The organism is Allobosea eneae, assembly GCF_042657265.1.
In the GTDB taxonomy this organism is placed as follows: Bacteria; Pseudomonadota; Alphaproteobacteria; order Rhizobiales; family Beijerinckiaceae; genus Allobosea; species Allobosea eneae.
On record NZ_JBHSLW010000005.1, the window covers coordinates 254,825 to 275,142 of the forward strand.

Here is a 20,318-nt window from a genome sequence, read left to right on the forward strand (position 1 = left end):
GAAAGGCTCCCCATATGCCTGCGAAGATACGTCCGATCATCATGTGCGGTGGCGCCGGGACGCGGCTGTGGCCGACCTCGCGCAACTCGCTTCCCAAGCAGTTCGCCATGCTGCTCGGCGAGCGCTCGACCTTCCAGGACACGGTGCTGCGGCTGCGACACAAGCTGTTCGAGCCGCCGCTCGTCCTGACCAACCGCAATCATCGCGTTCTGGCGGAGCGGCAGCTGGCGGAGATCGGCGCCGAAGCGGAGATCGTGCTCGAGCCTGACCGGCGCGACTCCGGCCCCGCCATCCTGGCCGGCTGCCTGGTCGCCGAAGCGCGGCAGGCGGACAGCCTCGTCCTCGTCGTCGCCTCCGACCATGTCGTCGGCAATCGCGCGGCGTTCCGGCACGCCGTCGCGGGCGGCGTGCCCGCCGCCCAGGCTGGACGGCTGGTCACGTTCGGCGTGACGGCGCGACATGCCTGCACGGACTATGGCTGGATCGAGCCTGGCATGGTGCTGGAAGGCGAGGCGCGCCGCGTCGATCGCTTCACCGAGAAACCTGACGCTCGCCGCGCCGCGGACTATCTGCGCCGGGGCTGGCTATGGAACTCGGGCATTTTTCTGTTCGGCGCTCGAAACCTGATCGAGGAGTACCGCGCCCTGGAGCCGGCGACGGTGGGCGCTGTCGAAGCAGCGGTTGCGAGCGGACGCGAGGAAAGCGGCGCCTTCGCCCTGGCGCTGGACGGATTCGCCAGGGCGCAGCAGCGTTCCATCGATTTCGCCGTCATGGAACGCACGGATCGAGGCGCCGTCGTTGCGATGTCGTGCGGCTGGTCCGACATCGGCAGCTGGGATGCGCTCTGGGCCCTGAGCGCCCATGACGGCAGCGGCAACGCCCGCCACGGCAATGTCGAGCTGGTCGACGCCCATAACTGCCTGGTCGCGACCGACGGGCCGATGACCTCCGTCCTCGGCGTCGAGGACCTGATCGTGGTCGCGAACCGCGACGCGGTGCTCGTCGCCGATCGCAACCGAGCCGCCGAGGTCAAGCAGGTCGTCGAGCTCCTGCGCAGCAAGGGCTGCAGCCAGGCCGAGACCCATGCGAGCGTTCACTGCTCCTGGGGCTCCTATCAGATCGTCGATGCCGGCGACGGCTTCCAGGTCAAGCGCATGATCGTCGCGCCAAAGGGGCGCCTGCTGCTGCAGAAGCACCGTTTCCGCTCGGAGCACTGGGTCGTCGTGCGCGGGACCGCCACCGTGACGGTCGACGAGAGCATCGGCCATTTCAGCCGGAACGAGCACATCTTCATCCCACCTGGCGCAGTGCACCAGCTGGAGAACGCCGGCACCGAGCCACTCGAACTCATCGAGATCCAGAACGGCAGTTATCTCGGCGAAGACGCCGTCATCCGCATCGACGAGGTTCGGCAACAGCTCTGAAAGCGATGCCCGGAGCCGGCCGAACGAGGAGAGAAGGGTCTCCACTGGCCAGAACGGAGGGGTCCTTGACCAGCTCGGAGAAGCACAGCCGGGAAGATGGCGGCAGGGAGCGCCAGTCTCCGTCGGTTCCGGCGATCCGGCATTCCGCCTTCGCGAAACACTGGCTCGCCGTCGACGACGGCGGTGCGGAGCTGACGAAGGCGGTTTTCGGTGCGCCCGCCCGACGGACGCCGCCGCGGCCTGGCCTGAGCAGCACGCAGATGTCACCCCCATCGGCGTCCCGCTCGCACGGTGAAGGTGTCCCGACCCGCTTTCACGCGACGGTGCTCCTGCTGCTGCTCGCCCTGGCCATCCTTTTCGCCGTGCCGGCGACCAGTCTCATCGGGCGCCTGTAGAGAGGAAGTGGAGGCGCCGGTGGCGAGCATTTGGTCCATGCCCGTTCTGAGACAGGCCCGGCGATCGGGCCTTCTGAACGATCTGTTTCGCATCGGATACGGCCGGCATTGGGGGTGCTTCGAGACGAAGGCAGCCGCCATCGCTTTTCTGGCTGGACGCCCGCGCGCGGACTACGACGACGACGAGATCGTTCAGGTCAATCTCGAAAAATTCAAGGAAGTCCAGGCTTTCGACTGGCCCGTGATGTTCTTCATCGACCGGTTGATCAGAGCGGGCGAGCTCTCGGCGGTGACGGATTTCGGCGGGCATGTAGGTGTCAAATACTACGCCTACGGTACTTATCTCACCTATCCCGAAGGCCTCCGCTGGCAAGTCGTCGATGTCCCGGCGGTGTGTCGCGAAGGCATCGCTCAGCGGCCCGGCTGGGCTTCGGCTCTCAGCTTTCACGAAACGCTCGGCGAAACGACGCCATGTGAGGTGCTGTTCTGCTCGGGCTCCCTGCAATATGCCGACCTGTCTCTCGAGCAGATCGTCTCGCAGCTCCCGCAGCCACCACGTACCATCATTCTCAACAAGGTCGCGCTCGCGCCGTCCAGTGGCTTCTTCACTCTGGAATCATTCGGCCGAGGACGAATGCCCTATCGCGTTTTCGGCGAAGGCGAGCTCGTCGAATTCCGAAACGCGCTCGGCTACGCCTTGCTGGCGCGCTGGGATATCCCGGATCGGAACTTCGTTGTTCCAGGTCGCAGCGGCGCCAGGGCGGTCAAGGTCGTCGGCGAGGCCTGGTTGCGTCGATAGAGCCTCCGGCCGAAGACAGGCTGAGCCGGTTCCTCGCAATTGGCTGCGTTTCGAAAACTCATCCGGACCGGGCCTTTTGCTCTCGACTGCATTCATGTCGTCGATCGCGGCAGCAACATCACGCTCAAAGTGAAGATCAGCGCACCGACCTGACAGTAGAATGAGGTCGGGCGCTAACCATTTGCGCCGCATCCCCGTGTCGCTGGGTAAGATGGCGTTACTCCAACTGCTCCAATGTTGTCGCGCGGGCTTGGCGCATAGCCTTTCCTGCATGACACAGACCGTCGACAGCACAACCGCCCGGCAGGCTTCGCGTCGCAGCCGGCCCCGGTCCCCCACTGCTCCCGCCCTCGCCGGAGCCCGCCGTCAAGACGCCGCCCGGCAGGGGTCAGCGCGAGCCGCACCGCCGACCCTGGTCGATCTCTTCGCCGCCCAGGTCGCTGCCCGGCCGCGCGCCGTCGCGCTGTCCCTGGGACCGGCTCACCTCTCCTATGCCGAGCTCGACGAGCGCGCCGAAACGCTGGCTGCGCGGCTGGCTGCGATGGGCGCAGGCCCGGGCGCGATCGTCGGGCTCTGCCTGCCGCGCTCGCTCGACCTGATCGTCGCGCTGGTCGCGATCCTGAAGAGCGGCGCCGCCTATCTGCCGCTCGATCCGGCCTATCCGGGCGAGCGCCTCGCCTTCATGGTCGAGGATGCCGACGCCGCGATCATCGTCGCGTCCGAGCATGCCGACTGGCTGCCGCCCGGCCGGCAACGGCTCGATCCGCATCAGGCCGAAGGCTCCAAGGCGACCCCTTCGCCGACGCGGCGCGCGGCCGCGGCCAACGATCTCGCCTATGTGATTTACACCTCCGGCTCGACCGGCAAGCCGAAGGGCGTCGCCATCGAGCACACCGCGGTGACACGGCTTTTCAGCGCGACGCAGGGCTGGTTCGGCTTTCGCTCCAGCGATGTCTGGACCTTGTTCCACTCCGTCTCGTTCGACTTTTCGGTCTGGGAAATCTGGGGTGCACTGCTCCACGGCGGACGTCTCGTGATCGTGCCGGAGAGCACGACACGGGACCCCGCCGCTTTTTTGCGTCTCCTCGCCGAGGAAGGCGTGACGGTGCTCAACCAGACGCCCTCCGCCTTCGCAGCCCTCGACCGCGCCGATCAGGATCGCGGGGGGCGTGACCGGCTCTCCTTACGGCTCGTGATCTTCGGCGGCGAAGCGCTGGATCCGCGCCGCCTCGCCGGCTGGTACCAGCGCCGCGGCGAGCATGCGCATCTGATCAACATGTACGGGATCACGGAGACGACGGTGCATGTCACCTATCGCCCTCTCTCTCCCATAGACACGCAACAGCGGTCGAGCCTGATCGGGCGGCCGATACCCGACCTCGCGCTTTTGCTGCTGGACGGCGAGACCATGCGCCCGGTGGCGCGGGGCGAGATCGGCGAGATCTTCGTCGCGGGAGCTGGGCTCGCCCGCGGCTATCTCAACCGGCCCGAGCTCAACGCCGCGCGCTTCGTGCCGCATCCGGACGAGCCCGGCGCCCGGCTCTACCGCTCGGGCGACCTTGCCCGCCAGGTCGACGAAGACGACTACGAATATCTGGGGCGGGCCGACCAGCAGGTGAAGATCCGTGGCTTCCGCGTCGAGCTCGGCGAGATCGAGACGGCGCTGATGGCCCATCCCGCGATCAGGCAGGCGGCGGTGCTGCTGCGCTCGGATGACGGGAACGAACGGCTCGTCGCCTATTTGCTGTCTGATGGCGCGGAGCGTCCGTCGCCGGCGGCGCTGAAGGCCCATCTCGGCGAGACCTTGCCGGCGCATATGGTACCCGCGGCCTTCGTCTTCCTGCCCGACCTCCCGCTGACCGTGAACGGCAAGCTCGATCGCGCCGCGCTGCCGGCGCCCGGCCGCACGCGCCCGGAGACTGCCGCGCCCTATGCCGCCCCCCGCAACGCGTTGGAGCGGCGGTTCGCCGAGGCCGTCGCCGAAATCTTCCAGATCGACATCGTCGGCATCGACGACAATTTCTTCGATCTCGGCGGCAACTCCCTGCTCGTCGCCGAGCTGCACCGGCGCCTCGTCCGGGATCTGCCCTGGTTCGGGCTGGTCGATCTCTACCGCTTTCCGAATGTACGGGCGCTGGCCGGCCATCTGACGCCACAGAAACCCGGCGTGCTCGGCAGCCTGGCCGCGGCGCGCGAGCGCGGCCTGCGCTCCCGCGGCCTTCCTGCTCCCTGCCCCGAAAGCGCGTCGCTAGGCGGCTCTCATGACTGACCCACTTCCCGAGCGCGCCGTCGCGATCATCGGCCTGGCCGGCCGCTTCCCCGGCGCACCTGATGTCGGCACGCTCTGGCAGAACCTGCTGGACGGCGTGGAGTCGATCACCAGCTTTGATCCCGCCGAGCTCGAGGACGGCTTCGACGCTGCAACGCGCGCGCTGCCGAACTTCGTTGCGGCAAAGCCTGTGCTCGACGGCGTCGATCAGTTCGATGCGCCCTTCTTCGGCATGATGCCGCGCGAGGCCGCGCTCACCGATCCGCAGCAGCGCCTGCTGCTGGAATGCGCCTGGGAAGCGCTCGAGGATGCTGGCTACGACCCTGCCGCGCCCGGCCAATGCATCGGCGTCTTTGCCGGCGCGACGTCAAGCACCTATCTGCTGCAGAACCTGCTGCACGACCGCAAGACCATCGCCGACTACACCTCGGGCTTCCAGATCGGCAACCTGCCGCTGCTGGTCGGCTCCGCCGCGGATTTCACCGCGACGCGGATCGGCTACAAGCTCGGCCTCACCGGCCCCTGCGTCGCCGTCCAGTCCGCCTGCTCGACCTCGCTGCTGGCGGTCGCGCAGGCCGTGCAGAATCTTCTCTGCAATGGCTGCGACATGGCCCTGGCAGGCGGCGTCTCGATCACCTTCCCGCAGCGACGCGGCTATCTCGCCCAGGAGGGCGGCATCGTCTCGACGGACGGCCATTGCCGCGCCTTCGACGCCAGCGCCAGCGGCACGATCTTCGGCAGCGGCGCCGGCCTCGTGGTCCTGAAGCGGCTGGAGGACGCGATTGCGGACCGCGACCAGATCTACGCCGTGATCCGCGGCGTCGGCGTCAACAATGACGGCACCGGCAAGGTCGGCTTCACCGCGCCGAGCGTCGAGGGGCAAGCTGCGGCGATCGCCATGGCCCACGCCGCCGCCGATATCGACGCGCGCTCGATCGGCTATGTCGAATGCCACGGCACCGGCACGCCGATGGGCGACCCGATCGAGGTCGCCGGTCTCACCGCCGCCTTCCGGCTGACGACAGAGGATCGCAGGTTCTGCGCGCTCGGCTCGATCAAGTCCAATATCGGCCATCTCGACGCCGCCGCCGGTGTGACGGGGCTGATCAAGGCCTCGCTCGCGGTGAAGAACGGGGTGCTGCCGGCGAGCCTGCACGTCACGCAGCCGAATCCGGCGCTGGAGCTGCCCGACAGCCCGTTCTTCATCGCCGACCACAGGCAGGAATGGCCCGGGCAAAGCGGACCGCGCCGCGCCGGCGTCAGCGCCTTCGGCTTCGGCGGAACCAATGTCCATCTCGTGCTGGAGCAGGCTCCCGCGAGCGAGGCCGCGGCGCCGGCTCGTCGCAACCAGCTGCTGACGCTCTCGGCCCGCAGCGCTGCAGCGCTCGGCGCGGCACGGGACAGGCTCGCGGAGCATGTCGAAACGCACCCCGAGCAAGATCTCGCCGACGTCGCCTTCACCTTGCAGGCGGGGCGACGGCCCTTCCCGTACCGCCTCGCCGTGACCGCCAGCGACCCTGCCGAGGCCGTCGCCGCCCTGCGCAAGCAGAACACGGATCGCGCCACCGCCGTGACGGGTGCCGGCGATCTCGTCTTCATGTTCCCCGGCCAGGGCTCGCAATATCCGCAGATGGCGCGGGAGCTCTATGCCGGCGAGCCGGTCTTTCGCAAGACCGTCGATTTGTGCTGCGACTTGCTGAAGCCTGAACTCGGACTCGACCTGCGCAGCCTGCTCTATCCGAGCAATGGCGGCGATCCGGAAAAACTCTCGGCGACGCTGCTGGCCCAGCCGGCGATCTTCACGGTCGAATACGCGCTGGCGCAGCTCCTGATGAGCTGGGGCCTGCAGCCGTCCGCCATGATCGGCCACAGCGTCGGGGAGTTCGCCGCCGCCTGCATCGCCGGCGTGTTTTCGCTGGAGGACGCGCTCGCGCTCGTCGCAAAGCGCGGCCGGATGATGCAGGAGCTGCCGGGCGGCGCCATGCTGGCCGTGCGCCTGCCCGATGTGGAGATCGCGGCGCTGGCGCGCGACGGCGTCTGCGTGGCGGCTGTGAATGCGCCAGGCATGGGTGTACTCGCCGGGCCGTTCGACGCGATCGAGGCACTGGAAGCCGAGTTGGCGCAGCGCGGGGTGACGCATCGCCGCCTGCAGACCTCGCATGCCTTCCACTCGGCCATGATCGCCCCGCTGATCGCGCCGTTCACCGAGGCGGTCGCGGCCGTCCGCCTCAATGCGCCGGAGCTGCCTTACATCTCCGGCGTGACCGGCGATTGGGTCGGCGCCGACCAGACCACCGATCCGTCCTATTGGGCGCGGCATGCCCGCGAGCCCGTGCGCTTTGCCGACGGCATCGCGACGCTGGTACGCAACCTCTCGCCCATACTGCTCGAAGTGGGACCCGGCGCCGCGCTGGCCAGTTTCGCGTTGCAAGGCGCTGGCGCGGGCCGGGCCGCCATTTCCTGTCTGCCCGATGCGCAAGGCGATGCCGAGAACATGCTAGCGGCCGCGCTCGGTCGCCTCTGGACCGCCGGGATAGCGCCGGACTGGTCAGCCTATCAGGCTCTAGGCAGTCCGCGCCGCGTCTCGCTCCCGACCTATGCGTTCGAACGCAGCCGGCACTGGGTCGAGGCGCCAGCCACCTCGCCTTCCATAGCGGCGGCCGTGCCCGCGGCGGCGGCCGCTCAACCTCATCCCGTTCAACCCGAGCAGGAACCGGCCATGGCTCCCCACGCTGACACCGACATCCCCGCGGGCCGTTCGGAACTCGGCAGCCGGGTCGCAGCGATCTTCGAGAACCTGTCAGGGCGCGCTTTCGGCGCGGACGAGACCGGCGCGAGCTTCCTCGAGCTCGGCTTCGACTCGCTGCTGCTGACCCAGGCCGCACAGGGGCTGCAAACGGCCTTCGGCGTCCAGATCCGCTTCCGCCAATTGCTCGACGATCTGCCGAGCGTCGACGACGTCACGCGCCACATCGCCGAGCTGTGTCCGCAGGAAGTCGCGAAGCCGGCTGCGCCTGTGCAAGCCGCTGCGCCAACCGCACCAGCTCTCGCCGCTCCAGCTCCTGTTGCCGTCGCGCCTGCTGCCACCATCCTGGCCGAACGGCCCTCCGGCTCGGGCCTGGATGCGCTGATGCGCGAGCAGCTCGACGTGATGTCACGCCTGATGGAGCGCCAGCTCCAGACCCTGAGCGGGCAACTCGCAGCGCCGGCCATCGCAGCCGTAACGCCGGCCTTGCAGCCCTCGCCCGCCCCGCAGCCGCCGGCGGCCGCGCCGTCTAAGCCAGCCCCGGCTTCCCCGGCCGCAAGCGCCGCATCCGGCTCGACGGCGCGGTTCAAGCCGTTAATCCGCACCGGCAACGAAGCGCTCACCGAAGCCCAGCACGCCCACATCGCCCTGCTGACCAAGCTTTATGTCGGCAAGACCGCGACCTCGAAGCGCCTCGCCGACCAGCACCGGCCGGTCCTGGCCGATCCGCGCACCGTCTCCGGCTTCGCGGCCGACTGGAAGGAAATGGTCTATCCGATCGTCTCCGCCCGGGCGAAAGGGGCCCGGATCTGGGACGTCGACGGCAACGTCTATATCGACCTCGTCAACGGCTACGGCCAGACCGCCTTCGGCCATGCGCCGGATTTCGTCGTCGAGGCGGTCCAGGCGCAGCTGACGGACGGCTTCGCGATTGGGCCGCAATCGCCGCTGGCGCACGAGGCCTCGCAGCTGTTCTGCGAATTGACCGGCCATGCCCGCGTCGCCTTCTGCAATACCGGTTCCGAAGCGGTGATGGCGGCGATGCGCGTCGCCCGCACCGTCACCGGTCGGGACAGAATCGTCGCGTTCTCAGGCGCTTATCACGGCCAGTACGACGAAGTCCTGGTCCGCGGCGTCGGCGAGCAGCACCGCTCGGTGCCGGCCGCCCCCGGCATTCCGGCGGAGGCTGTCGGCCGCATGACAATCCTCGACTACGGCACCGACGAGAGCCTCGCCTGGCTGCGCGAGCATACGCATGAGCTCGCCGCCGTGCTGGTCGAGCCGGTGCAGAGCCGCCGGCCCGGCTACCTGCCCGCCGCCTTCCTCAAGGAGCTGCGCGCCATCACCGAGAAGGCCGGCACGGCGCTGGTCTTCGACGAGGTCGTCACCGGCTTCCGGGTCCATCCAGCCGGGGTGCAGGCCCTGCTCGGCATCAAGCCGGACCTCGCCACCTACGGCAAGGTCGTCGGCGGTGGCCTGCCGGTCGGCCTGCTGGCAGGCACGGCGCGTTTCATGGACGCGCTCGACGGCGGCGCCTGGCGTTTCGGCGACGACAGCATGCCCGAGGTCGGCGTCACCTTCTTCGCCGGCACCTTCGTCCGGCATCCGCTAGCGCTGGCGGCGACCGTCGCCGTGCTCAGGCACGTCAAGGAGAAGGGGCCGGCGCTGACCGAGGCCCTGACGCAGCGCATGCAGGGCCTCGTCGAGGCGCTGCGGCGCGCCTTCGCCAAGGTCGGCTGGGACGTGCCGATCGAGAGCTATGGCAGTGTCGCCTATTTCGAGCCCGGCCGCGATCACCGGCTCGGCAGCCTGCTGCACTACCATCTGCGCGCCCGCGGCATCTTCATTCAGGAGCACTATCCCTGCTTCCTGACGACCCAGCACGGCGACGCCGAGATCGCGGCGATCACCGCTGCGTTCGAAGACAGCCTCGCCTTGATGCGCCGGGACGGAATGCTGCCTGGAGCCACAGCCGAGAGCCTGCCGCCGGACGTGCCAGCTGCGCCTTCGGAGATCGAGCTTCCGCTGACCGAGGCCCAGACCGAGATCTGGCTGTCGGACCAGACCGGCCCCGAGGCCAGCGCCGCCTTCAACGAATCCGTCAGCCTGACGCTCGACGGCGATGTCGACGCACTTCGACTCGCCGAGACGGTCAGGCAGGTCGCCGGCCGGCACGCGATCCTCAATGCGCGCTTCTCGCCCGATGGCGAGACGATGCAGTTGCCGCCCTCGGGCACTTTCCCGGTCGCGATCAGCGACCTGCGCGGCGAGCCCGATCCGCAGGCGGCCTTGCAGGCGAGGATCGAAGCCTATGCGAGCCGCCCCTACGACCTCGTGCAGGGGCCGGTGGCGGAAGCCGAGATCATCCGGCTCGCAGACCGCAAGCATGTGCTGATCCTGTCGGCGCATCACATCGTCTGCGACGGCTGGTCGACCAATATCCTGCTCGACGAGATCGCCACGGCCTACCGATCCGGCGTCGAAGCGCTGCCGGCGGCAATGCCCTTCGCGGACTACGCAGCCGGAACCCGGCAGGACCCGCGCACGGAAGAGGCCGCGGCCTACTGGACCAAGATGTTCGCGGAGCTGCCGGCCCCGCTCGAACTGCCGACCGACCGGCCGCGGCAGGCGCCGCGCAGCTTCAATGGCGGCACGCGCACCAGCTTCATCGAGGCCGAGCTTTATCGCCAGGTGAAGGCGGCGGGCGCCAAGCAGCGGCGGACCTTGTTCGCCACGCTCTTCGCCGCCTTCCAGGTGCTGCTGCTGCGGCTCTCGGGCCAGCGCGACCTCGTCATCGGCGTCCCGGCCGCCGGGCAATCGCTTGTCGAAGGCCCCTCGCCGGTCGGCCATTGCGTCAACTTCCTGCCGATCCGCAGCGGGATCGATCCGGCCGAGCCGTTCTGCGCCCATCTCAACAAGGTTGGGCGCCTTATCCTCGACGCCTACGACCATCAGAGCTTCACCCTCGGTGCCCTGCTGAAGCGGCTGCGCGTCCCGCCCGTGTCCGGGCGGCTGCCGCTCGTCGAGGTGCAGTTCAATCTCGAACGGCTGGCCGGCAATCTCGACTTCGGCCCCGGCGTCCAGGCGAGTGTCGAACCCAACCCCAAGGCGTTCTCGACCTTCGATCTCTATGTCAACATCGGCGAATCCGACGATGGCCTGCGGATCGACTGCTGCTACGGCGCCGATCTCTTCGACGCGGCCACCATCGACCGCTGGCTCGGCCACTATCGCACGCTGCTCGCCGCCTTCGTCGCCAATCCCGAGGTGGTCATCGTGGCGATGCCGCTGATCGAGGGCGACGAGCGCCAGCGGCTCGTCTCCGAGATCAACGACACCCAGGTCGCGCTGCACGGCGACGACGGCACGATCCAGGCCTTCGAACGCCAGGTCCAGCAGCGGCCCGAGGCGATCGCCGTCTCCTGCGGCGAGCAGCAGCTCTCCTATGCGGCGCTCAATGCCTGGGCCGACCGGATCGCCGCCGAGTTGACGGCGCGGGTCGACGCTCCCGAAAGCCGCGTCGGCCTCCTGATCGAGCGCTCGCCGGCCCTCGTCGCCGGCATGCTCGGCGCGCTCAAGGCCGGCTTCCCCTATGTGCCGCTCGATCCGGTGATGCCGAAGGCGCGCATCCAGCGCATCCTGCGCGATTCCGAAGCTGTCGCCCTGCTGGCCGCCGGTCCGCTCGACCCGGCCATCGTCGAGCCGGATGAGAGCGTCATGCTGATCGATGTCGACCGGACGACGGCGAACCTTGCCGGGATCCGGACGGCGGCGATCGGACCCGACCAGCTTGCCTATGTGATCTACACCTCCGGCTCGACCGGCGCGCCGAAGGGCGTCGAGGTCACCCATGGCGGGCTGTCGAACCTGCTGTTCGCGATGGCGCGAGAGCCCGGCTTCGCCAGCTCGGACACGATGCTCGCCATCACCACGGTGACCTTCGACATCGCCGCGCTCGAACTGCTGCTGCCGCTGATCCAGGGCGGGCGGGTGGCGATCGCGACCGCGGACGAAGCCAAGGACGGCTCCGAATTGCTGGCGCGGTTGCAGCAGAGCGGCGCCAACGTGCTGCAGGCGACGCCGATGACCTGGCGCCTCCTGCTCGAAGCCGGCTTCCGCTCGCGCCCGGGGTTGCGCATGCTTTGCGGCGGCGAAGCGCTGCCGCTCGACCTCGCGCGCAAGCTGCTCGAAGGCGGCGGCGAGCTTTGGAACATGTATGGGCCGACCGAGACGACGATCTGGTCCTCGGTCGCCCGCATCCAGCCCGATGACGAGGTCGTCACCATCGGCCTGCCGATCGCCAACACACAATTCTATGTCGTCGACGACAATAACCAGCCCGTCGGCGTCGGCATCCCCGGCGAACTGCTGATCGCCGGCAAGGGCCTGGCGCGCGGCTACGCCAACAACCCCAAGCTCTCCGCCGCGAGCTTCATCGCCAACCCGGTCGACCCCGGCACGAGCCCGAAGGCGTACCGCACCGGCGACCGTGCCAAATATCTCCCCGATGGTCGCATCGTGCATCTCGGGCGGCTCGACCATCAGGTGAAGCTGCGCGGCTTCCGCATCGAGCCCGGCGAGATCGAGGCCGTCCTCGCCCGCAAGGCCGGCATCGTCTCGGCGGTGATCCTGCGCGAGGACGTCTCAGGCGAGCCGCGGCTGGTCTGCTACTACGTCACCGGCGCGGACAGCCCGCCCCCGGCCGAATTGCGCGCCGCGCTGGCGCAGGAGCTGCCGGACTACATGGTTCCGACCGCCTGGGTCGGCCTGCCGGCCCTGCCGCTCAACCAGAGCGGCAAGCTCGACCGCGCAGCGCTGCCGGCGCCGGATGGCCAGAGCCCGGCACCGAAGGTCGACAAGGCAGCCGACCCGGCAACGCCGCGGACACCGGTCGAAGACGCGCTGATCCGCATCTGGAGCGAGGTACTGCGGCGCGACGGCATCGACGTCCACGACGACCTGTTCGATCTCGGTGCCGACTCCCTCAGCATCTTCCAGATCACCAGCCGCGCCCGCCGCGAGGGCCTCAAGGTCGCAGCCAGGGATTTCTTCCGGAACCGCACGATCGCCGCCGTCGCGGCAGCCTTGCCCGATGAGGTCGCGACGGAGAACACGGCCTCTGCCGCAGCCTTCTGGAAGCGGCCCTGGCGCCAGCTGCGCGACGGCGCGCAGCAGCCGAGCCGGCCGAGCGCCGTCTCGCAGCGCCAGAGAAGTTGAGCGTCATGGCCAATCAGTTCACGCGCGAGCCCGAGCCGCAGTTGCGCCAAGCCGAGCGCATCATGATGACGGCCAGGTGCTCGTCTGCCCAGCAGCGTTACTGGGAAATCGACAGCCGGGACCCCGGCACGCCGGCGCTCAACATCGCCGTCAAATGGCGGATCCGTGGGCACCTTGACGCTTCTCTGGCGCAGGAGGCGTTCCAGGCGATTCTGAACCGTCATGAATCCCTCAGGACGGCGATCCGGCTCGAGGACGGCCGGCCCGTCCAGGCGATCGCCGAACACGTCCCTTTCAAGCTGCCGGAGATCGATCTCTCCGGCCTGCCGGAGGCCGACCGTAGCAGAGAAGCCGACCGCATCGCGCAGAGCGAAGCCCGCACGCACTTCGACCTCGCCGAAGCGCCGCTCTTGCGGGCGACGCTGTTGCGCAAGAGCCGCGCCGAGGCGGTGATCCTCGTCGTCGCCCATCATATTGTCAGCGACGGCTGGTCGATGGGCCTCATCGCCAAGGATTTCGTCGCGGCCTATCAGGCGCTCGGCCGTGGCCGCGAGCCCGTGCTGCCCGAGCTTCCGCTGCAATACTCCGACGTCGCCGAGGGCAGCGAGGACAGCATGATCGGCAACGTGCTGGCGCGCGAGGAAGCCTATTGGAGGGACAGGCTGGCGGATCTGCCGATCGTCGAGATTCCCGGCGACCGTCCGCGACCGGCGACGCGGAGCACGAACGGCGCCTCATTGTCGCGGCTGCTTCCCCGCCCCTTGACTGCCAGGCTCGCCGATCTGGCGCGCAAGGAAGGCACGACTTTCTTTTCAGTCGCTTATGCGGTTCTCCTGACCTTGCTTCGGCAACGCAGCGGCGCCAGCGACATCGTGCTCAGCACGCAGATGGCGAACCGCGACGATGTCGATCTGGAAGGGATCGTCGGCCCCTTCGTCAACACGCTGGTGCTGCGCACGGCGATCTCGGACGAACAGAGCTTCCTCGATCTCTGCCGGGCCGCGCGCGACACCTTCGAGGAAGCCGTCGATCACCACCAATGGCCGTTCGACAGGCTGTTGCCGCTGCTGCCGAGCAAGGACGACGCCAGCCGGCCGCCGGTCTCGATCAACTTCATCGTGCAGCGCGCCTTCATCGGCGAGCTCGCCAATGACAGCTTCCAGCTGTCGGGGATTCCCTCGCCTTTGCCCGGCGCGCTCTACGACCTCAACTTCATCCTGGTCGAGCGCGAGGAAGGCTGGCGGCTGACCTGCGAGTACCATCGCGACCTCTATGACGAAGCGACCGCGCACGATCTGACGGCGCAGTTCGAGCGCCTGGCCGAGACGCTCGTCTCCGAGCCGGCCGCCCGCCTGCCGCGCCCGGCGCCAACCTCTTTGCCGGTCGCCTCCCCGCTCTGGCTGCCGGCCGCTCCGGCGCTGCCGCCGGTGATCGACGCGACGGCGCTGCGCCGGACCTGGCTGGAGAAATCCGGCACGCAGCCGACGCTCTTCGCGCTCAACCACACGGCCCACAACCTCAGTCTTTATCGGCCGCTGTCGCGGGAGCTCGGCGCCGACCAGCCTTTCGTCGCACTGCAGCTACTCGATCCGTTGGTGAACGGGGCTGCACCGGCCTCGATCGAGCAGCTCGCAGCAGCCTATTGCGCGGCAATCGTCGCGACCGCGCCGAATGGCCGCTATCGGCTTGCGGGATTCTGCCGCTCCGGCGTGATTGCCGTGGAAGTCGCGAAGCAATTGGAAGCGAGCGGCAGGCAAGTCGATCTGGTGACGCTGATCGATTGCTGGGCCCCGGGCTATTTCCTGCGGCAACCTTATGGCGCGCGCCTGTGGTTCAGGCTGAAGCGCGCGGGCCGCTTCGCCCGGCGGTTCTGGCAGGCCGGCCCGCGCACCTTCGTGACCCGCATGTCGTTCTGGCTGCAATCGACCGCCGCCATCCGGAAGGCGAAGCGCCTGTTCTTCTGGCGCCCGGCCGAGGAGGCGGCAGACGAGGCTGACTTCTGGCGGACGACCGACGAGCTCGAAGCTCTCGTGCAACGCTACACGCTGCCGAATTATGACGGGCGCGTCCTGGTCTTCCGGAGCGGCGCGATCCCGCCCGGCTGGCCGCCGGACGCCACGCTGGGCTGGGGGAAGCATCTGGCGCCGGACACACCCTGCTTCTGGGTGGACGGTGAAGGTCACGAGGGCGCGTTCTCGGACGCTGGCTCGCGGACAATAGCTCGGCGGATTCTCGAGGTCACACGCCAGGGCCGAGATTGACCGGGAAGCGATCCGCCCCGGTCTACTACGGCCGGGCCATCCAGACCGGGGACCACCCGCGCTGGCGCGCGGCCAGGGTGCCGCAATAGCCTGGAGCCGGCTCCAGATCGGCGAGCTGCCAGAGATCGGCTTCGGCCTGGTCGGATTCGACCGCCAGCAGCCGCGCCCTGAACGGGTCGAGTGAGACTTCGAAGCTCGCCGGGCTGCCGTTGAGGCCGACACCGATCGCCTTCAGACAGGCCTCCTTGCGCGTCCAGCAGCGGATGAAGGATTCCTGGCGCAGTTCCGGAGTCAGAGCCGCGAGCATGGCGATTTCGCGCGGCGCAAGGCAACCAGCCAGAAGATCGGCCGAGACCGGCCTGATGCGCTCGATATCGACGCCGACGGACATGCCTTCCGCGACCGCGACGATCGCGAGCTCGCCTGAATGGCTGAGATTGAAGGCGATTGGCCGCCCGCGATATTCGTTCGCCAGAAACGGCTTGCCGAACGCCGTCTCGCCGAAGCGCAGCTGCGGCGGCGCGACCGGAATATAGAGCGCCAGGACGCGCCGCAGCCAATTCCGCGCCGCGATGAAGGCGATCCGCGCCTTCGCGTCATGAAAGCGATCGGCGCGGGAGCGCTCCTCATCAGACAGGATTCCGCGCCGCTCGGCAGCCTCGGCCGCCCGGAGATCGACCCGGCAGCACCAGAGGTGCACTTCGGAGGGCGGCAGCGGCATCATGGCGACGGCACCGGCACCACGCGACTGCCGGTCGGCCCGGCCGGCCGGCTCGCCAGCAGGCCAGGAATCCGGATCGCGAGCACTACCAGCACGGTGAGCGCCGCCAGCTCCGACAGAAGGGTCACCGCGATCAGCCCGGCGACGCCGAAGGTCAGTGCCGCCGGATAGACCGCCAGCAGGTTAAAGCAGCCTCCGACGAGCGTCGCCATGAAGACGGGGCGGGTGCGCTCGAGCGCCCGGAACGCGCAGCCGAGAACCAGGCTCATCAGCGCCATCGGGAGAGCGAAGGAGTACCAGAAGAGCACCCAGTCGAATTCGAGGATCTCGCCGCCATAGAGCTGGTGCAGCAGCCACGGACCGAATAATCCGAGGCCGGCGACGGCGACGGCGCCGGTCAGGCCCGCAAAGAGCATGGTGTGACCGAGAATCCGATGGAGGCCCGGCATGCCGCCTTCCGCGAGGGCCTTTCCGGCCAAGGGCGGGACGATGTTCTCCAGCGCCTCACGCACCACGTTGAGGACGGCGAGCAGGCTCTGCGCCGCCCGCAAGGCACCGAGCACCTTCGGCCCGAACAGGCCGGCAGTCACCAGGAGCCCGCTATACCCGAGCGCCCATTGCACCGAACCGGTGAGGACGAGCCAGCGTGCCGAGCGCCATTGCCGCCCGGTGACGCTGGTCAGGGTCCCCCGCCGCCACAGCAGCGGCCCCGACATGCGCAGGCCGCAGAGCGTCGAGATCGCGGCCGCGCCGGCCACGACCCAGAGCGCATTCGCGACGCTGATCATCCCGGCCTGCCAGAGGATGATGAGCGCACCCAGCTTGAGAGTCTGGTTGATCGTGTCGATCAGCAGGATGCCTGCGGGCCGGCTGCGGGCGAAAAGGTAACGCCGCAGGAAATCCTGCGTGAGATAGGAAGCGGCGGCCATCGCCCCCGGTAGCGCGGCCTCCGCGAGCGACGAAGCTGTGCCCGCAGCGAGCATCAGGACGGCAAAGATCGCGATGGTCGCAACGACCACGAAGCCTGCCTGATGCAGGAAGACGACGGTGTAATAGGCTTCCGCCTCCGCCCCGTCCTCCTTGGTGCCGATGCTCATCATCGGGCTGACGATTAGGCCGAGCTGCAGGCTCATCGCGAAAAAGAGCGCGAGCCAGACCATGGTGTAGAGGCCGAAGGCTTCGAGACCCAGTGCCCGCGCCAGCAGGATGGTCGTCAGGAAATTGCAGGCGCTGGACAAGAGCTGATCGCTAAAGGACAGCGCCGGATCGCGTAGCGCTAGAAGCCGCGCCGCCATGCTGGCCCGTGCCTGGTCGCCGGACCTGCCCGGTCCCGGAAGACCGCGCCCCTGGCCGCTCTCGCGCGCGCGCTGCATTCTATAGTGCCCCAGTCGCTGGTCGCCCGGCCGCATGGTCAGCCGAAGTCTAGCGTCGTCCTGCTCTCGGCAGCGCTGGGCATAGGGGCTGCCCAAAAGGAAGGGGGACGGACGGCCTCGCCGGCATGGCTACCTCGGATGCCCAACCTGCTTCGGCTTGGCGGAGGATTACCTTCGTCACGCGACGGCGGTCGCCGCGTCGATCGAGGGTTGACAGTGAGAGAACGACTACGAGTACCGACCGACGCCGCGTCCGAGCGGCGGGCGACCGATCGCTATCTGCCGATCCTGGCGCTGGGGTTTGCCGGCTATGTCGTGTTCGGAAAGAGCTTCGCCTATCTCGGCCTGCCGCCGCTCTTCGTCGGCGAGATCCTGTTCGCGCTCGGGCTCCTCGCCTTCCTGGTCTCCGGCAGCGCGACGGCGCTGCTCAGCACCGTGCCGGCGATCAGCGCGGCCCTGCTCATGGCCTGGGTGTTGTTGCGGACGCTGCAGGGCCTCGGTAGCTACGGGGTCGACGCGCTTCGCGACGGCGCGGTGGCCCTCTATGCCGGTTTCGGCTTCATCGTCGCCGCTTTGTTGATCGAGCGCCCGATCCGCATCGCCGAGATCGTCGGCTATTTCAGGGTGCACGCGCGCGTGCTCATCCCGATCGCGATCGTGCTCTATCTCATCGCGCGCTTCTTCGGCGCCCATATCCCGAAGGTGCCCGGGCAGAACATCGATATCATCTCGGTGCGCTCGGGAGAGCTCGCCGCGCATCTGTGCGGTGCGCTCGTGCTGGTCGTGGTCGGTCTCTGCAAGGTCAGCCGAACCTGGGTCGTCGCCTCTCTCGGCGCGGCTTTGCTCATCGCGAGCCAGAGCCGCGGCGGCATGCTGGCCCTGCTGATCCCACTGCTTGGGGCCATGATCCTGACCGGCCAGGTCGGTCGCCTCGCCGCCATCGCCGCCGTCCTCACACTCGTGATGATCGTCGGCTATGCCGTCGATTTCGAGATCGACCTTCCCCGCGGCGAGCGGCCGATCAGTGCCGTCGCCGTGGTCGAGAATCTCACCAGCGTCGCCTCCGCGAGCGCCGCCAACAATCTCGACGGCACCAAGCTCTGGCGGCTGAGCTGGTGGCAGGCGATCCGCGACTACACGCTCCACGGCCCCTATTTCTGGACCGGCAAAGGCTTCGGCATGAGCCTGGCGGAGGCCGACGGCTTCGTCGTCGGGCTCGAACGTGGCGGGCCGGTCGTGCGCAGCCCCCACAGCGTGCACATGACCTACCTCGCCAGGGCCGGCGTGCCCGGGCTCGCGCTGTGGCTTCTGACCATCGGCAGCTGGACGATCGCGCTGCTGCGGGCCGCTCATCTCGCCTGGCGGCGCGGCGACCTCGACTGGGGGCGCTACTTCGTCTTCCTGGCCTGCTATCTCGCCTCGATCGTCATCGATGCCTCCTTCGACGTCGCGCTCGAAGGGCCGATGCTCGGCATCCCCTTCTGGATCGTGTTCGGCATCGGCGTCGGCTCGCTGATGGTCTACCGCGCCTGGCATGTCGTCGACGCGCCAGCTGGCTTCAGGAGCACGGCCCGCAACGGCGCACGCATCGCAGCCTTGGCCTTCCTTGTGGTCGCGACGCCGTTGGGCAGCTCCCGCCCCGAAGCTGCCGAGACCGCGGCTTGCCCGCCCGGTGCGATCCTTGTTCCGGTCGGCGCATCCATCCAGGCGCTCGTCGAGAAGGCTCCTCCGGGAGCGGTCTTCTGCATCGCCGCCGGCGTCCACCGCGCCCAATCGATCACACCGAAGGACAGACAGGTCTTCATCGGCCAGCCCGGCGCCGTGCTGAACGGCGCCGAGCGGGTCAGCGACATCCGCCGGAAGGGAGCGTTCTGGATCATCGCCTCGGGCCAACTCGAGGTCAGACCGTTCGGCAGTTGCCTTCGGCATCGGGCCCGCTGCAACGATCCGCGACGCTTTTTCCTCGACGACCAGCCATTGGAGCCGGTCGTCGACCTTGCCGATCTCCAGCCCGGTCGCATCTACTCCGATGCCGCGACCGGGCTGAGCTATCTCGCCGACGATCCGAGCGGCCGTGTCCTGGAACGGACGCGACAGCTCTATGCGTTCGACAACGGCGGCGCGAGCGGCGTGACCGTCAAAGGCCTGATCGTCGAGAAATATGCGACGCCCGCCCAGCAGGGCGCGATCTTCGGCGACGAGAATCACCGCGCCGCGGATTGGCTGATCGAGGACAACGAGGCTCGCTTCAACAGCGGATCCGGCATCGCAACGGGCGCCAGGAGCGTCGTGCGCCGCAACAAGGTGCACCACAATGGGCAGCTCGGGATCTCGCCGAACGGGGCCGACGTCCTGATCGAAGGCAACGAGATCTACGAGAACAACATCTACGGCTTCGATGCCGGCTGGGAGGCCGGCGGGGTCAAGGCGGGCAAGGTCGAGCGCCTGACCCTGCGCGGCAACCATGTGCACGGCAATTACGGCTCGGGCCTCTGGTGCGATGTCGACTGCCGCAACGTCCTGTTCGAGAACAACCTCGTCGAGCGCAACGCGGATGCCGGCATCTTCTACGAAATCAGTTTCGAGGCGATCATCCGCAACAATATCGTTCGCCTCAATGGAACCGGCCGCGGCGGCCAGCAGGGCAGCGTCTGGGTCTGGGGCGCCGGCATCCAGATCGCCGCATCGGAAGGCGTGCAGGTCTACGGCAACACCGTCACTGTGGCGGACGGCAGCACCGGGATCGTCATCGTCGATCAGGGACGCGAACTGACTGACCAGCCCAAGCGCCGACACGGCGCGGGCAAGCTGCTCTACCGGACGATGCGCAACGCAGTGCATGACAACGAGATCGTCTATGAGGGCAGCTCTGGCCTGTCCGGCGGGGCGAGCGACGTCCCCGCGTCAAACCCCAACTTCGGGATCATCGAGACGGGCGCAAACCAGTTCGATCGCAACACCTATGTGCTGCGTCGATCGAGCGATGCCCGGTTTTTCATCTGGGGACACGGACCGGTCGCCTTTGAAACGTTCCGCAGCCTCGGCCAGGAGGCGAACGGCCGGATCGTCAGACCAGACTAGTTCGATCAGCCCTGTCCTGCGGGTCAACGCCG

General features: G+C 68.3%; 9 protein-coding genes. 7 read left to right on the plus strand and 2 right to left on the minus strand.

Annotated elements, in window-relative coordinates:
* The first annotated feature begins 14 nt into the window (after positions 1 to 14).
* The 6 genes from ACFPOB_RS02615 to ACFPOB_RS02640 all read left to right on the plus strand — a co-directional run bounded on the left by ACFPOB_RS02615 (position 15) and on the right by ACFPOB_RS02640 (position 15,111).
* Positions 15 to 1,424, plus strand: a complete 1,410-nt coding sequence (locus ACFPOB_RS02615; RefSeq protein WP_377795684.1) for a mannose-1-phosphate guanylyltransferase/mannose-6-phosphate isomerase — start codon at positions 15 to 17, stop codon at positions 1,422 to 1,424.
* Between the two features lie 65 nt (positions 1,425 to 1,489).
* Positions 1,490 to 1,819 carry a hypothetical protein gene (locus ACFPOB_RS02620; protein ID WP_377795686.1) on the plus strand — a complete coding sequence of 110 codons (330 nt, stop codon included), beginning with the start codon at positions 1,490 to 1,492 and terminating at the stop codon, positions 1,817 to 1,819.
* 19 nt (positions 1,820 to 1,838) lie between these two features.
* Positions 1,839 to 2,618 (plus strand): methyltransferase, TIGR04325 family, encoded by a 780-nt coding sequence (locus tag ACFPOB_RS02625; protein WP_377795688.1) that lies wholly within the window; start codon positions 1,839 to 1,841, stop codon positions 2,616 to 2,618.
* A 271-nt stretch (positions 2,619 to 2,889) separates the two neighbouring features.
* Entirely contained in the window at positions 2,890 to 4,887 is a 1,998-nt protein-coding gene (locus ACFPOB_RS02630) for an amino acid adenylation domain-containing protein (protein WP_377795690.1), read from the plus strand.
* Positions 4,880 to 12,850, plus strand: coding sequence for a hybrid non-ribosomal peptide synthetase/type I polyketide synthase (locus tag ACFPOB_RS02635; RefSeq protein WP_377795692.1), 7,971 nt, complete (start codon positions 4,880 to 4,882; stop codon positions 12,848 to 12,850). Before ACFPOB_RS02630 ends, ACFPOB_RS02635 begins: the two co-directional genes overlap by 8 nt.
* Positions 12,851 to 12,855: 5 nt before the next feature.
* Positions 12,856 to 15,111, plus strand: a complete 2,256-nt coding sequence (locus ACFPOB_RS02640; protein ID WP_377795695.1) for a condensation domain-containing protein — start codon at positions 12,856 to 12,858, stop codon at positions 15,109 to 15,111.
* A 25-nt stretch (positions 15,112 to 15,136) separates the two neighbouring features.
* Here ACFPOB_RS02640 and ACFPOB_RS02645 read toward each other — a convergent pair whose 3' ends face one another.
* Together ACFPOB_RS02645 and ACFPOB_RS02650 are read right to left on the minus strand one after the other, a co-directional pair.
* A complete protein-coding gene (locus tag ACFPOB_RS02645; protein WP_377795697.1) occupies positions 15,137 to 15,835 on the minus strand; it encodes a 4'-phosphopantetheinyl transferase family protein in 699 nt (232 codons plus the stop codon).
* Positions 15,832 to 17,070, minus strand: coding sequence for a lipopolysaccharide biosynthesis protein (locus tag ACFPOB_RS02650; RefSeq protein WP_377795698.1), 1,239 nt, complete (start codon positions 17,068 to 17,070; stop codon positions 15,832 to 15,834). The genes ACFPOB_RS02645 and ACFPOB_RS02650 overlap by 4 nt, the downstream gene beginning before the upstream one ends.
* Before the next feature lie 351 nt (positions 17,071 to 17,421).
* On the opposite strand from ACFPOB_RS02650, the gene ACFPOB_RS02655 reads away from it, so the two are divergent.
* A complete protein-coding gene (locus ACFPOB_RS02655; protein WP_377795700.1) occupies positions 17,422 to 20,286 on the plus strand; it encodes a right-handed parallel beta-helix repeat-containing protein in 2,865 nt (954 codons plus the stop codon).
* Positions 20,287 to 20,318 lie beyond the last annotated feature (32 nt).